This is a genomic window from Mesorhizobium comanense, assembly GCF_005503535.1.
In the GTDB taxonomy this organism is placed as follows: domain Bacteria; phylum Pseudomonadota; class Alphaproteobacteria; order Rhizobiales; family Rhizobiaceae; genus Mesorhizobium; species Mesorhizobium comanense.
Genome location: NZ_SCNN01000016.1, coordinates 26,741 through 39,612, shown reverse-complemented (window position 1 = coordinate 39,612; position 12,872 = coordinate 26,741). Strand labels below are relative to the sequence as shown.

Here is a 12,872-nt window from a genome sequence, read left to right as displayed (position 1 = left end):
TTGGAGACGATTCATGGCCAAGACCAAGGTAGAAGCAGAGCTTGACCAGCCGGACGAGCAGCTCGACCGCGCCATCGAGGAATTGCGCGGCGTCCTGCACGAGGAGGAGCAGCGCCCCGAGATGGCCGCAAGGGCGGCGGCATCTGCCAATTCGAGCGTCATCATGAACATCCCCGTCGATGTCCAGATCATCCTCGGCAGCACGGAGATGGCGGTTGCCGACCTGATGGGGTTGCAGAAGGGCTCGACCGTCGCGCTCAACCGCCGCATCGGCGAGCCCGTCGACGTCGTGGTCAACGGCCGCAAGATCGCGCGCGGCGAGATCACGGTGCTCGAAAGCGATCCGTCGCGCTTCGGCGTCAGGCTGACGGAAATCATCGCCGGCACGAAGGGCGCCTAGACATGAAGCGCGGGGCTTGCCGACGGCAGGGGAGGCGAAGGGCATGACGACGCCGCTGACCACCCTGACGCGCGCGCAGAAGGCGGCCGCCATACTGGTGGCGATGGGCAAGCCGTCTGCCAGCCGGCTCTTGAAATTCTTCAAGCAGGAAGAGCTGAAGGCGCTGATCGAGGGCGCCCGGCTGCTGAGGACCATCCCGCAGGCGGACCTCGAGCGCATCGTCGCCGAATTCGAGGCCGAGTTCACCGAAGGTGCCGGCCTGCTCGATTCGGCCGACAGGATGGACACGATCCTCAACGAGTCGCTCTCGGCCGAGGAGATGAACGCTATCATGGGCAACAAGAAGCCGGAGGCGGCGCCGGAAGGGCCGCCACCGATCTGGCCCGATCTCGAAAAGCTCGAACCCTCGCGGCTGGGAGGTTTCCTGGCAGGCGAACATCCGCAGACGGCGGCCATGGTGCTGTCGAAGCTGGCGCCGCAGGCTGCGGCAAGCGTGCTTCTGACGCTGACGAAGCCGATGCGCGGCGAAATCATCAAGCGCATGGTGACGATGGCCAATGTCCCGGCCGCGGCCACCAGGATCGTCGAGAACAGGCTGCGCTCCAGCGTGCTGTCGGAGACCTCGACCAAGGACACGTCGGCGGGTCAGGCGCGTGTCGCCAGCGTGCTCAACGAGATGGAAAAGCCGCAGCTCGAGGAGGTCATGCAGGATCTTGAGGCGGCCGGCACGCCAGATCTCGATGGCGTGCGGGCCCGGCTGTTCGCCTTCGACGACCTGCCGCTGCTGCCCCAGAAGGCGCGCGTGCTGCTGTTCGACGGCTTGTCGACGGAACTGGTCACGCTGGCGCTGCGCGGCACGTCGGCGGCGTTGGCCGAAGCGGTGCTGTCGGCGATCGGCGCCCGGTCGCGGCGCATGATCGAAGCCGAGCTCGGGCAGGGCTCGGATGGCGTCCCGGCCGCCGACATACTGGCCGCCCGCAAGACGATCGTTTCGACGACCATCCGCCTGTCGCGCGAAGGCGCGTTCGAACTGCCCTCGACGCAGAACGCCGCATAAAGGATGATTTCGGACCGAATCGAGCAGAAAGCCGAATTCGGTCCTGAATCAGAGGCCCAGAACATGATGTCGTCCGAAGACCATGTCACGCTTGTCGGCATCGGGCGCTAAGCATGTCCGACGCCACCGACAAGGACTCCAAAACAGAAGAGGCGACGGAAAAGAAAATCCGCGACACCATCGAACAGGGCAAACTGCCCCATTCGAGGGAAACCGCGATCCTGGCCTCCTTCGTCGCCATACTGGTGTTCACCGTCTTCTATGCCAAGGACGCGGTCGTCAATCTCGGCATGTTCCTGGCAATGTTCCTGGAAAAGCCCGAGGCGTGGCCGATGGGTACCGAGACCGATGTCATCGCGCTCTACAAGATCGTCATGCTGGAAGTGGGCCGCGCCGTCCTGAGCCTGCTCGTGCTGCTGACGGTAGCCGGCATCGGCGCCTCGGTATTGCAGAACATGCCGCAATTCGTCGGCGAGCGGATCAGGCCGCAGTTTTCGCGCATCTCGATCGTCAAGGGCTGGAACCGGATGTTCGGCACCCAGGGCTGGGTCGAGTTCCTGAAGTCGCTGGCAAAGGTCGGCTTCGCCATCGCCGTGCTCACCTTCACGCTGTCTGAGGATCACCGCAAGCTGCTTGCCGGGATGATCACCAACCCCGTCGCCTTCGGCCTCGTCATCCGCGGCATCGCCGTCGACATTCTGGTCGCCATCGTCTTCGTCATGGGACTGATCGCGGCGATCGACATCGTCTGGTCGCGCTTCCACTGGAAACAAGACCTGCGCATGAGCAAGCAGGAGGTCAAGGACGAGTTCAAGCAGTCCGAAGGTGACCCGATCGTCAAGTCGCGGCTGCGTTCGCTGGCCCGCGACCGGGCCCGCAAGAGGATGATGACGGCGGTGCCGCGCGCCACGCTGGTCATCGCCAATCCGACCCACTTCTCGATCGCGCTGAAATATGTGCGCGACGAGGATTCGGCGCCGCTCGTGGTGGCCAAGGGTCAAGACCTGGTGGCGCTGAAGATCCGCGAGATTGCGAAGGAGCACAACATCCCGATCTTCGAGGACGTGGCGCTTGCCCGCTCCATGTACAAGCAAGTTTCGGTCGATAATGTGATCCCGTCGCAATTCTACCAGGCCGTCGCCGAACTGGTGCGGATCGTCTACTCGAAAAAGGCTGAGCGCAGACAGATTTCATGAACCGCCAACCGCACGCAAAATCCCGTGAGATCATCGTCGCCAGCGCCATCGAGCAGGTGGTCGGCGAGCTGAGGCTGATCGATGTCGCCGACTATATCGCCTTCATTCGGCTGGAGCATTTCGCCTGCCTTTCGGATCTGGTCGATTCCGCGGCGGAGTTGTTCTTCAAGCCGGGCACGCTGAGGCTCGGCCATGGCGGCGAGGCGCATGTAGACTGGAGCGGCAGCCCGCGCATCGTGCTCGACCTGGAGCTCAGGCCGCCAGGCGTGACCGTCTATTTCCAGCTGACGCTGAGCGAGAGCGGCAATTCGGTCGTGGTCAACTATGTCTCGTTCGAGAAGCCGGGCGAGGATCCCGATCACAATACCGCCCTGCTCGAGGATGTGATCGAGGAGGCGCGTATCCGCAAGGTCGAACCGCTGGCCTTCTGAGGCACCTTATCGGCCGGAAGTCTCTATTCGATCAGCCCAAGCCGCAGCGCCTTGGCGACCGCCTGGTTGCGGTTGACGGCGTTGAGCTTCTGGGTCGACTGGGTGAGGTACTGGTTGGCGGTATGAACCGACAGTTTCAGCAGCCGCGCGATCTCCTCGCTGGTGTTGCCGTTGGCGGTCAGCTTCAGGCATTCGAGTTCGCGCTTGGAGATCGAGCGCATCCTGCCGGTGTCGCCCGGACGGATGCGCGCCACCGCGGCGAACAGGGAAAAGCAGCGGGCATGGATTTCGTAGAGCGCGTCCTGGTTCAGCACCATCTCCGATCCGAGGAAGACGACGAGGCCGCACTGGCCGCGATCGGCGTGAACGGGAAAGGCGATGCCGCTTGTGCCCGGCGCCAGCGGCGCCATCTGCGCGGTCCAGGCCAGATTGCCGAACGTCTCGGCCATGGCCGCCACGCCGTCATCCGTCCACCAGCGCGGTTCGGTCGAGATCCTGCAGTGGCGCACGATCTCCTCGCCATTGGCGCCCGAAATGAATTTCGTCGCCACAGCGATGCCGGGGTAGTCGGAATCGAGGCACGGCACCAGACGTGCCCGCTCCGGCGACGGGCTGACGAAAAACAGGCCGAAGGCCGAAGCGTTGATGTCGACGGATATCCAGCGGCAGCGGCGCACGGCATCGGGGATGGTGACGGCGTGATGCGTCTCTGAGCCGAGCGAGAAGGCGCCGAACGGAGTGCGCTGCTCGTTGAAAAGGGCCTCGGCCGCGTCTCTGATCTCGACGTTTTTCAAATGATGCCGCTCCTGATCGCCGTGGCGATCGCCATGGCCCGGTTCGAGGCCGCGAATTTCTGGATGGCGTGGGTGATGTAGCTGTTCACGGTGTTGGAGGAGACGCCAAGGATGACCGCGACTTCGTCGGTGGTCTTGCCTTCCGAGACCCAGAACAGGCATTCGCGCTCGCGGTCCGAGAGCGGATCCTGCATGGCCGCCGCCGCGATCAACTGTGGCGTATGCGAGAGCGCGTAGCAGCATTTAAGCTGCGCCTTCATCAGCGCGGGCTGGTCGATCTGGCCCGATGTCGCCGCCGAAAACAGGGCGAACAGGCGCTGGCGTCCGACATTCAAGCGCAGCGAGTAGATCTCGGCATGGCCAAGCACATCGAGGAGGCGCGCCTCCTCGCCCGAGACCAGCCCGTCGGCGTCCGGCGCCTCGGCAGCCACCAGCGGCCTTGGACGGATGCCGGGCGCGACGGTGAGCGCGCCTTGGGCAAGGCCGGCGATCAGCCGCTTGCCGATCAATTCGATGGCGTCGAAGATCCAGTTGGAGGAGACGATGCGCGCGTCGTTGCGATCCTGGTCATGGACGATGGCGACCAGCATGTAACTGTCGGCGCCGATCTCGGCGGTCAGCTCCATGAAGAAGCCGGTGAGGTCGCCACGCGACGTCAGGCGCGAGCCCAACGTGTCGGAATGAAGAAGCGCGGCGGAACTGGTCATCTGCTGCTTTTGGCCGGAATCGATGCTGATGCCCGGATGCTGGAGAACCAGCGGCCGAACCTGAAAACGCGTTACTTTTACGAGGCACACACGGGCGCGGGGCCGCGCCCGACCAGACGGAATCCATATGGGGAACGCGAAGCCGTCCGCGTCTGGCGCCGGAAATTTCCGGAACGTGAGACTTTGGGTGGTCGCCGTGCCCCCCGAGGACCGGCTGATTCGGTTCTAATCTACCCGCAGATGAATCCGACATCAAACGCGATTTGACAAAATCGAATCCCTTGGACTCCACGCGCGACTCAGGGCGCCGTTTTCCGCGCTTGTGGCGGTGAAAAAACCTGGACGGTGCAGGCCGGCCATATCGGTGGCGACCGCGTTCGGCTAGGTTCCCGCACGTTTGGGTTTCGGGGGAAACGATGAGCGATTCATTTCGGGAAATTACTTCAGTCTCATGGTTCGGGCGCATCAAGCGCGCGGTCGGCGGTGTCATCTTCGGCTTGCTGCTGATCGTGCTGATGGTGATCGGGCTATTCTGGAACGAGGGGCGCGCGGTGCAGACGGCGCGCTCGCTGGCCGAAGGCGCGGGCGCGGTCGTCTCGATCGGCGCCGACAGCGTCGATGCCGCCAATGACGGCAAGCTGGTGCATGTCAGCGGGCCGGTGACGGCAGGCAGCGGCCTGGCGGATCCGGATTTCGGGATCGCCGCGCAGGGGTTGCGTCTGTCGCGTACCGTCGAGATGTATCAATGGAAGGAAGAGTCCAAATCCGAGACCACCAAGAAGCTTGGCGGCGGCGAAGAGACGGAGACGACCTACGGCTATTCCAAGGTGTGGGACGACAGCCAGATCGACTCGTCCGATTTCAAGAAGCCGGACGGGCATCAGAATCCGCCGATGGCGATCCATAGCCGTGCGTTCCAGATTCCGGACGGCAAGCTGGTCGCCTTCGATCTCGACAGGCCGGTGCTCGACCGCATCGGCGGTGACAAGGATTTCTCGATTGCGTCCGGCCAACTGGCGGCGATCAAGGCCGCTTATGGCGGGGCCAAGCCGCTCAGCATCGTCGACGGCAGAATCTACCTTGGCGCCGATACGACGTCTCCGGCGCTCGGCGATTACCGCATCGGCTACGAACTGGCGCCGCTCGGCGTGGTCAGCATCGTCGCGCGGCAGGCGGGCAGCCGGTTCGAGCCTTACCAGACACAAGCGGGCGACGCGCTGCTGATGGTCGACACCGGCCAGGTACCGGCAGACAAGATGTTCGCCGACGCGGTCAGCGCCAACACGCTGATCACCTGGCTCCTGCGTGCCGGCGGATTGCTGCTGCTTGCGATCGGCTTCGCGCTGTTCCTCAGCCCGATCGGCGTGATCCTGGACGTCATTCCCTTCCTCGGCAGCATGGCGCGGATGGGCACCGGCATCATCGCCTTTTTCCTGGCGATCCTGGTCGGCACGACGACGATCGCCATCGCCTGGTTCTGGTATCGGCCGGTCCTGGCGGCAGGCATTCTTGCGGCCGGCGTCATCGCCGCGGCGGTGGTCTACTATCTCGGCAGGTCGCGCAGACCGGCCGTATCAACCACGGCGCCTAGCGCTGGTGCGGCGTAGAACGCAAGAAGGGCGGCAATGCCGCCCTTCTTGTTCCTGACTGCCATTGCCCGCGACCGGGTCGCGGGCGGGGCTTACTTGTCCTCGAAACCGGTCAGGACGCCGACGGCGTTGATGCCGATTTCCTCGACGGCGTAGCCGCCTTCCTGGACGAACAGCGTAGGCAGGCCGAGCTTGGCGATGCGTTGGCCGATCTTGGGATAGTCGTGGCTTTTCAGCTTGAACTGGCTGATCGGGTCCTTCTCGAACGTGTCGACGCCGAGCGAGACCACGACAATGTCGGGCGCGTAGGCGGCGAGCCTGGCGCAGGCATCCTCCAGCGCGGCGTTCCAGGCTTCCCAGGTGGTGCCGAAGGGCATCGGATAGTTGATGTTGAAGCCTTCGCCCGCGCCCGCGCCGCGTTCGTCGGCATGGCCGAGGAAGAACGGGTATTCGACCATCGGATCGCCATGCAGATTGAGGACCTGCACGTCGGCGCTGTTATAGAAGATCTCCTGGGTGCCGTTGCCGTGATGGTAGTCGACGTCGAGGATGGAGACGCGCTTGGCGCCCTGGTCGAGGAACCATTGCGCGGCGACGGCGGCGTTGTTGATGTAGCAATAGCCGCCCATGAAGCCGGCGCCGGCATGGTGGCCGGGCGGGCGGCAGAGCGCGAAGGCCGACCGTTCACCGTTCTTGACCAGGCCGGCGGCTGTCAGCGCCACGTCGTAGGATGACTTGATCGCGGCCCAGGTGCCCTCGACGAAGGTGGCGCCGCCGTCGAAGGAATAGTAGCCGAGCAGCGCGTCGATGCGCTTCGGCGGCACGTCGCCGCGCAGCCCGCGTGTCGGCCAGGTGAAAGGCATCGCGGTGCCCTTGTGGCCCTCGGCGATCCATTGCGGCCAGACGGTCGGCAGGAAGTCGATATAGTCGGCGCGGTGGACGCGTTTGGCGGCAGTGAGGTCGTGCTCGGCCGGCGCGATGATCGGTCCGAGTTTCTCGCTCTCGACCCGCGCCTTGATGAATTCCGCGCGCGACGGCTTTTCGAACCCCGGCACGATGGCCGATGTAACGAGCTCCATCTGGCCGGCATGACCGGCGTGAAGCGGCGAATAGACAGTCTTCATGAAGTTCCCCTGAACAGTTGCAATCAGTTGAGATTGAGATAGGGGCTCAGCAGAGCGAGCCACATGGTCTCCACATCGTCCTCGATGAGGTCGAATGTCCTGCGATCCCTCTTCAGCCCGACAAGCCTGCAGGCGTGTCCGACCTCCATCATGACCAGGCCGAGCCGGCTGGCGATCTTGTCTTCAAGAGCCGGATTCACGTGCTGCAGCCATGCGGCGTACAGGGCGATGATCTGGTCGTCATATTCGTTCTGGATCGGCCTGAGGTCGGCATTGCCCGAAATGGCCTCGATCACCGGCATCAGACTGGCATTTTCGAGGTAGAGCCTGGAGGTGTCGATGAAGAGCTTTCCGACCTCGCGCCGGAACTCTTCGCGGTTGGTGGGCGGGGCGACCTTGATGCGCTTGGCGATCACCTCCGGGAAGGACGACAGCCAACGCCGGGCGAGGTCCAGCAGGATGGCTTCCTTGTTGGGAAAGTACTGGTAAACGGAACCGACCGAGAGGCCGGCACGCTGCGCGATGGCGAGCGTCGTCGGCGTCTTGGTTCCTTGCTCCCGCGTCAGGATCAGCGCCGCGTCGAGAATCCTGTCGACCACCTTGCTCGATCTTTGCTGCCGCGGCTGCTTGCGCGGCTCGAGCACTATCTTCGTCTTGCGGTCGAGACTGGGCTTCACGGCTTGATGTCCTCGTTCCCCGCCTGGTCCCAACACAGGCGCCGGATGCTGTCCACAATACATTCAAAATTCGGCGTGTTGACAAACGCGAATAATTAGTCGCATTCTTTTATCCACGCTGTCCCCAGGGATAACAAGGGGAATTTCCAGGACGGTACGCCGGCATCGAATTTTTGTCCCATGGCACTGCTCCCGGCGGAGCGGCAGGTTCGGGCAGAAGGGTTGCCGGTTTCAGCCAGTCGTCAAAGCGCGGAGTTGCGATGTCTGTCACGGGTGCGGGTCATAGTGCGGATCTGATCGTCATCAACGGTCATGTGCTGACCATGGATGAAGACAATCCGACCGCCGAGGCCGTCGCCGTCAAGGACGGAACCATCGTCGCCATTGGCTCCCGGGCCGACGTCGAAGCGCTCAAGGCACCGGCCACCAGGATCATCGACGCCAAGGGCGGTTCGGTGCTTCCGGGTTTCATCGAAGCGCATATGCATCTGTTTTCGGGCGCCGCCGAACTTGCCCATCTGCAGTTGTCCGGTGTCCACGGGTTCGAGGCCCTGCGGAAAGCGATCCGCGATTATGCGTCGATGCGGCCCGAAGCGAAGATGCTGGTGGGGCAGGGCGTCGACTACACCGTGCTCGACGATGAGCGGGTGACGCGCCACCATCTCGACGCGATCCTGCCGGACCGGCCTTTCGTCATGGCCGCTCCCGACCACCACACGATGTGGGCCAACACCAGGGCGCTGGAGATGGCCGGCATCCTGAACGGACGCGAACTCGGTCCGGGCAATGAGATCGTCATGGGCGAAGACGGTCTCGCCAATGGCGAATTGCGCGAGGGCGAGGCGTTCGGCCCGGTGCTCGACCTTGCCGGCGAAAGCCGCGTGCGGCTCGGGCTGGCGACCGGCGGCGAGCCGGACCCCATGCCGTCGGCGCAGGAGCGCGCCTTCGACCGCGACATCATGCGGCGCGGGCTCGCCTGGTGCGCGCGCCACGGCATCACCTCCATCCAGAACATGGACGGCAACCTCTACCAGCTGGAACTGCTGGCCGAGATCGAGGCCGAGGACGGCCTGCCCTGCCGGGTGCAGATACCGTTCCACTACAAGAATTTCATGACGCTCGACATGCTCGACAAGGCATCTGTCATGGCCGAACGCTACAAGAGCGAGTGGCTGTCCTCGGGCATCGTCAAGGTGTTCTACGACGGCGTGCTCGATTCCTGGACTGCCGTCATGATCGCGCCTTATGCGGACCGCCCGGACTGGGTCGGTGAGCCGCTGTTCACGCCGCAGGAATTCATCGATCTCGCCGTTGCCATCGACAAGCGCGGGCTGCAGATCGCGGTGCACTCGATCGGTGATGGCGCCGTTCGCGCCGTGCTCGACGGCTACGAGGCGGCGCGCGAGGCCAACGGCAAGCGCGACAGCCGGCATCGCATCGAACATATCGAGGTCACCACCACGGCCGACGTGCCGCGCTTTGCCGAACTCGGCGTCATCGCCTCGATGCAGCCGCCGCATCCGCCCGGCGCCATGGATTTCCCGCTGGAGCCGACCGTTTCGCGCATCGGCAAGGCCCGCTGGCCTCTCAGCTATGCCTGGCGGACCCTGAAGGATGCCGGCGCGCATGTCGTTTTCGCTTCGGACTGGCCGGTGTCGCCGATCGATCCCATCCTGGGCATTCAGGCGGCAGTGCTGCGCAAACCATGGGCAGGAACCGACCCGGACCAGCGTTTCTCGCTGCATGAATCGATCGCCGCCTATACGGTCGAGGGCGCCTATGCCGAATTCGCCGAAGATCGCAAAGGCGCTTTGAAACCAGGCTATATGGCGGATCTGGTCGTTTTGTCCGATGATATCGAGAAGGCGGCACCGGAGAAGCTCTACAAGCTTCATCCGGTAACGACGATCTGCGGTGGCAAGGTCACCTACCAGGCCTGACAATGGCATGCGGCTTGCTAGCCGAAATGACTGACTGAACTGTGATTCAATGCCGGGCTTGCCAACCTTCCGGGCGTGTGGTCACATCCAACAGGGGAACAGCTCCGCCAGCAAGAGCGGGGTCAACAGTGAGGCGTAATCGTGCCGGACAAACCGGATCGGAATGCGATTGAAGTAGTAAACGTCAGCAAAATTTTCGGATCGGGTGAGGGGCAGGTCGCTGCCCTCGACAAGGTCTCGGTGTCCATCCGCGAGAACGAGTTCTTCACGTTGCTGGGACCGTCCGGATGCGGCAAGACCACCTTGCTGCGCCTGATCGCCGGCTTCGACTTCCCCACCGCCGGTGAAATCCTGCTCTACGGCCAGGACATCGCGCCTTTGCCGCCCTTCAAGCGGCCGGTCAACACCGTCTTCCAGTCCTATGCGCTGTTCCCGCACATGACGGTGGCCGACAATATCGGCTTCGGCCTGGAGATGCTCGGCAAGCCTAAGGCCGAGATCAAGGCCCGTGTCGCCGAGATGCTGAAACTGGTCAAGATGGAGGCCCTGGCGGGTCGCCGCACGGCCCAGATTTCCGGTGGACAGCAGCAGCGCGTCGCGTTGGCGCGCGCGCTGGCGCCGCAGCCCAAAGTGCTGTTGCTCGACGAGCCCTTGTCGGCGCTGGACTACAAGCTGCGCAAGGAAATGCAGATCGAGTTGAAGCGGCTGCAGCACGAGACCGGCATCACCTTCATCTTCGTCACCCACGACCAGGAAGAGGCGCTGACGATGTCGGACCGCATCGCGGTCATGTCCTCGGGCAAGATCCTGCAGGTCGGTTCGCCCTGGGACATCTACGACAAGCCGGCGGATCGCTTCGTCGCCGACTTCATCGGCGAGACCAACTTCCTGACCGCCGCCATATCCAGCGTCGGCAACGGCAAGGCCCGCGCCACGCTCAAATCCGGCGCCACCGTCGAAGCGACCGTCGCCGATGGCTTTCAGCCGAAGGACAACGCCACCGTGGTGGTAAGGCCCGAGCATGCCAAGCTGACGAAGGACAAGGGCGACCTCGCGGGCACCGTCGACAACATCGTCTATTTCGGCACCGACACCCATATCCATGTCCATCTCGACAGTGGCGAGGCCTTCACCGTGCGCCAGCAGAATTCACGCAGCGCCGGCTGCGGTTTCGAGCGCGGAGACAAGGTCGGCATCCTGATCGGCAACGACGCCGCGCAAGTGCTGAGGGACTGATGGCCACCGCTGAAGAAGTCGCCAAGGCAGCGGAGCGGCGCGACGTCCGCGGCCGTTGGCTGTTGTCCGCGCCGGCCCTGCTGGTCATCCTGCTCGCCGCGACCGGCCCGTTGCTGATCGTGGTCGTCTATTCGTTCCTGGCGCCGGGCGCCTATGGCGACGTGAAGTGGCAGTTCTCATCCGACGCCTGGACGTCGGTGTTCCTGGAACGCGACATTTTCGATGATACGCTGTCGCTCGCGGCGGCGCATGTCACCATCTTCTGGCGCTCGATCAGGCTTGCGGGGGTGACGACGCTCGCCACCCTGGCGCTCGGTTTTCCGACCGCCTATTTCATGGCGACGCGCAGCGAGAAGACGCGGGATCTGTGGCTGTTCCTGATCACCATCCCGTTCTGGACCAATCTCCTGATCCGCACCTTCGCCGTGCTGCAGATCATCCGCAACGAAGGCATCATCAACACCATTCTGCTGAAGCTCGGCATCGTCTCGGCACCGGTCCAGATCCTCTACACCGACACGGCGATCCTGATCGGCATGGCCTATGTCTATCTGCCGCTGATGGTGCTGCCGATCTATGCCAGCATGGAGAAACTCGACTTCCGTCTCGTCGAGGCGGGTTACGATCTCTACGCGACACGCTTCAAGGTGCTGTGGAAGATCATTTTTCCGCTGGTCAAGCCCGGCGTCATCGCCGGCTCCATCCTGGTCTTCATTCCCGCGCTTGGCGCCTATGTGACGCCGAGCATACTGGGCGGCGGCAAGAACATGATGCTGTCAAACCTGATCGAATTGCAGTTCGGGCAGGGCCGTAACTGGCCGCTCGGCTCGGCCCTGTCGATCACGGTGATGATCATCGTCATGGTGGCGCTTCTCGCCTATGTGCGCAACGCCGGCAAGTCGGGGGTGCGGCATGGCTAGCAACTTCTCCATCAAACACCAGCCGGGCTTCACGGCGATCGCCGCGACCTGCTTCGTGGTGCTCTATCTGCCGATCCTCGTGCTGGTGATCTATGCCTTCAACGCGGCGACATCGACCTCCGAATGGGGCGGCTTTTCGCTGAAATGGTTCCAGTCGGCCTACCAGAACACGCAGGTCATCGATGCGACGCTGCGCTCGTTCCAGATCGGCGCCATCGCGGCGGTGCTGTCGACTATCTTCGCCACCATGGCGGCGCTCGCCACCACGCGCACCGCCTCCTATCCCGGGCTTACCTTCAAATACGCGGCGATCAACCAGCCCTTGATGGTGCCCGAGATCGTCACCGCCGTGGCGCTGCTGATCTTCTTCTCGCGCATCAAGATCTTCACCGGCTATTCGGGCCTGGGTTATCTCATCGCGGCGCACACGGCGTTCTGCATCCCCTTCGCCTATTTGCCGATCCGGGCGAGGCTGGAGAATATGGACCTGACGCTGGAGCGCGCCGCGGCCGACCTCTACGCGACGCCATGGAAGACCTTCCGCCGCATCACGCTGCCGCTTTTGTGGCCCGGCATCCTTGCCGGACTGATGCTGGCCTTCGTCATCTCGCTCGATGACGTCGTCATCACCGAGTTCGTCAAGTCGGGCGGCCAGGACACGCTGCCCACCTACATGCTCGGCCAGATCCGCCGCGGCATCACACCCGAGATCAACGCGATATCGACCGCCTTCCTGCTGCTTTCGGTCGCGATCGTCACGTTGTTTTTCTTCGTCAGCAGGAAACGAGACTGAAACCGACA

At 63.5% G+C, this 12,872-nt stretch carries 13 protein-coding genes; 9 read left to right on the top strand and 4 right to left on the bottom strand.

Translation table 11 applies throughout. The annotated features are described in order from the left end of the window. Positions 1-13 precede the first annotated feature (13 nt). From fliN to FFS37_RS24115, 4 genes are all read left to right on the top strand, one after another. Positions 14-400: a flagellar motor switch protein FliN gene (gene fliN / locus FFS37_RS24130; protein WP_137933478.1), complete on the top strand. Its 387-nt coding sequence runs from the start codon at positions 14-16 to the stop codon at positions 398-400. Positions 401-443: 43 nt separating this feature from the next. Further along, entirely contained in the window at positions 444-1,457 is a 1,014-nt protein-coding gene (locus FFS37_RS24125) for a flagellar motor switch protein FliG (protein WP_137933477.1), read from the top strand. A gap of 113 nt (positions 1,458-1,570) precedes the next feature. Continuing rightward, positions 1,571-2,653 carry a flagellar biosynthesis protein FlhB gene (gene flhB, locus FFS37_RS24120; RefSeq protein WP_137933476.1) on the top strand — a complete coding sequence of 361 codons (1,083 nt, stop codon included), beginning with the start codon at positions 1,571-1,573 and terminating at the stop codon, positions 2,651-2,653. After that, a complete protein-coding gene (locus tag FFS37_RS24115) occupies positions 2,650-3,084 on the top strand; it encodes a hypothetical protein (protein ID WP_137933475.1) in 435 nt (144 codons plus the stop codon). Before flhB ends, FFS37_RS24115 begins: the two co-directional genes overlap by 4 nt. Positions 3,085-3,107: 23 nt before the next feature. On the opposite strand, the gene FFS37_RS24110 is transcribed toward FFS37_RS24115, so the two are convergent. Then, positions 3,108-3,878 (bottom strand): helix-turn-helix transcriptional regulator, encoded by a 771-nt coding sequence (locus tag FFS37_RS24110; RefSeq protein ID WP_137933474.1) that lies wholly within the window; start codon positions 3,876-3,878, stop codon positions 3,108-3,110. Beyond that, positions 3,875-4,585, bottom strand: coding sequence for a helix-turn-helix transcriptional regulator (locus tag FFS37_RS24105; protein ID WP_137933473.1), 711 nt, complete (start codon positions 4,583-4,585; stop codon positions 3,875-3,877). The genes FFS37_RS24110 and FFS37_RS24105 overlap by 4 nt, the downstream gene beginning before the upstream one ends. A 416-nt stretch (positions 4,586-5,001) precedes the next feature. On the opposite strand from FFS37_RS24105, the gene FFS37_RS24100 reads away from it, so the two are divergent. Next, on the top strand, positions 5,002-6,192 hold the full coding sequence (locus tag FFS37_RS24100; protein WP_137933472.1) for a TMEM43 family protein: 1,191 nt from the start codon (positions 5,002-5,004) through the stop codon (positions 6,190-6,192). Between the two features lie 74 nt (positions 6,193-6,266). On the opposite strand, the gene FFS37_RS24095 is transcribed toward FFS37_RS24100, so the two are convergent. Both FFS37_RS24095 and FFS37_RS24090 read right to left on the bottom strand, forming a co-directional pair. Next, on the bottom strand, positions 6,267-7,298 hold the full coding sequence (locus FFS37_RS24095; RefSeq protein WP_137933471.1) for a histone deacetylase family protein: 1,032 nt from the start codon (positions 7,296-7,298) through the stop codon (positions 6,267-6,269). 23 nt (positions 7,299-7,321) lie between these two features. Further along, entirely contained in the window at positions 7,322-7,975 is a 654-nt protein-coding gene (locus FFS37_RS24090; protein WP_137933470.1) for a TetR/AcrR family transcriptional regulator, read from the bottom strand. Between the two features lie 260 nt (positions 7,976-8,235). On the opposite strand from FFS37_RS24090, the gene FFS37_RS24085 reads away from it, so the two are divergent. The 4 genes from FFS37_RS24085 to FFS37_RS24070 all read left to right on the top strand — a co-directional run bounded on the left by FFS37_RS24085 (position 8,236) and on the right by FFS37_RS24070 (position 12,864). Next, positions 8,236-9,915: an amidohydrolase gene (locus FFS37_RS24085; RefSeq protein WP_137933469.1), complete on the top strand. Its 1,680-nt coding sequence runs from the start codon at positions 8,236-8,238 to the stop codon at positions 9,913-9,915. 141 nt (positions 9,916-10,056) lie between these two features. Continuing rightward, on the top strand, positions 10,057-11,151 hold the full coding sequence (locus tag FFS37_RS24080; RefSeq protein ID WP_137933468.1) for an ABC transporter ATP-binding protein: 1,095 nt from the start codon (positions 10,057-10,059) through the stop codon (positions 11,149-11,151). Continuing rightward, positions 11,151-12,071, top strand: a complete 921-nt coding sequence (locus FFS37_RS24075; protein WP_137933467.1) for an ABC transporter permease — start codon at positions 11,151-11,153, stop codon at positions 12,069-12,071. The genes FFS37_RS24080 and FFS37_RS24075 overlap by 1 nt, the downstream gene beginning before the upstream one ends. Beyond that, positions 12,064-12,864: an ABC transporter permease gene (locus FFS37_RS24070; RefSeq protein ID WP_137933466.1), complete on the top strand. Its 801-nt coding sequence runs from the start codon at positions 12,064-12,066 to the stop codon at positions 12,862-12,864. The genes FFS37_RS24075 and FFS37_RS24070 overlap by 8 nt, the downstream gene beginning before the upstream one ends. Positions 12,865-12,872 lie beyond the last annotated feature (8 nt).

What these genes read in the sequence shown, in the direction of transcription:
- FFS37_RS24085 (WP_137933469.1), top strand. Translation starts at nt 8,236, where the DNA reads ATGTCTGTCACGGGTGCGGGTCATAGTGCGGATCTGATCGTCATCAAC.
- FFS37_RS24115 (WP_137933475.1), top strand. Translation starts at nt 2,650, where the DNA reads ATGAACCGCCAACCGCACGCAAAATCCCGTGAGATCATCGTCGCCAGC.
- FFS37_RS24125 (WP_137933477.1), top strand. Translation starts at nt 444, where the DNA reads ATGACGACGCCGCTGACCACCCTGACGCGCGCGCAGAAGGCGGCCGCC.
- FFS37_RS24095 (WP_137933471.1), bottom strand. Translation starts at nt 7,298, where the DNA reads ATGAAGACTGTCTATTCGCCGCTTCACGCCGGTCATGCCGGCCAGATG.
- FFS37_RS24075 (WP_137933467.1), top strand. Translation starts at nt 11,151, where the DNA reads ATGGCCACCGCTGAAGAAGTCGCCAAGGCAGCGGAGCGGCGCGACGTC.
- flhB (WP_137933476.1), top strand. Translation starts at nt 1,571, where the DNA reads ATGTCCGACGCCACCGACAAGGACTCCAAAACAGAAGAGGCGACGGAA.
- FFS37_RS24100 (WP_137933472.1), top strand. Translation starts at nt 5,002, where the DNA reads ATGAGCGATTCATTTCGGGAAATTACTTCAGTCTCATGGTTCGGGCGC.
- FFS37_RS24105 (WP_137933473.1), bottom strand. Translation starts at nt 4,585, where the DNA reads ATGACCAGTTCCGCCGCGCTTCTTCATTCCGACACGTTGGGCTCGCGC.
- FFS37_RS24070 (WP_137933466.1), top strand. Translation starts at nt 12,064, where the DNA reads ATGGCTAGCAACTTCTCCATCAAACACCAGCCGGGCTTCACGGCGATC.
- fliN (WP_137933478.1), top strand. Translation starts at nt 14, where the DNA reads ATGGCCAAGACCAAGGTAGAAGCAGAGCTTGACCAGCCGGACGAGCAG.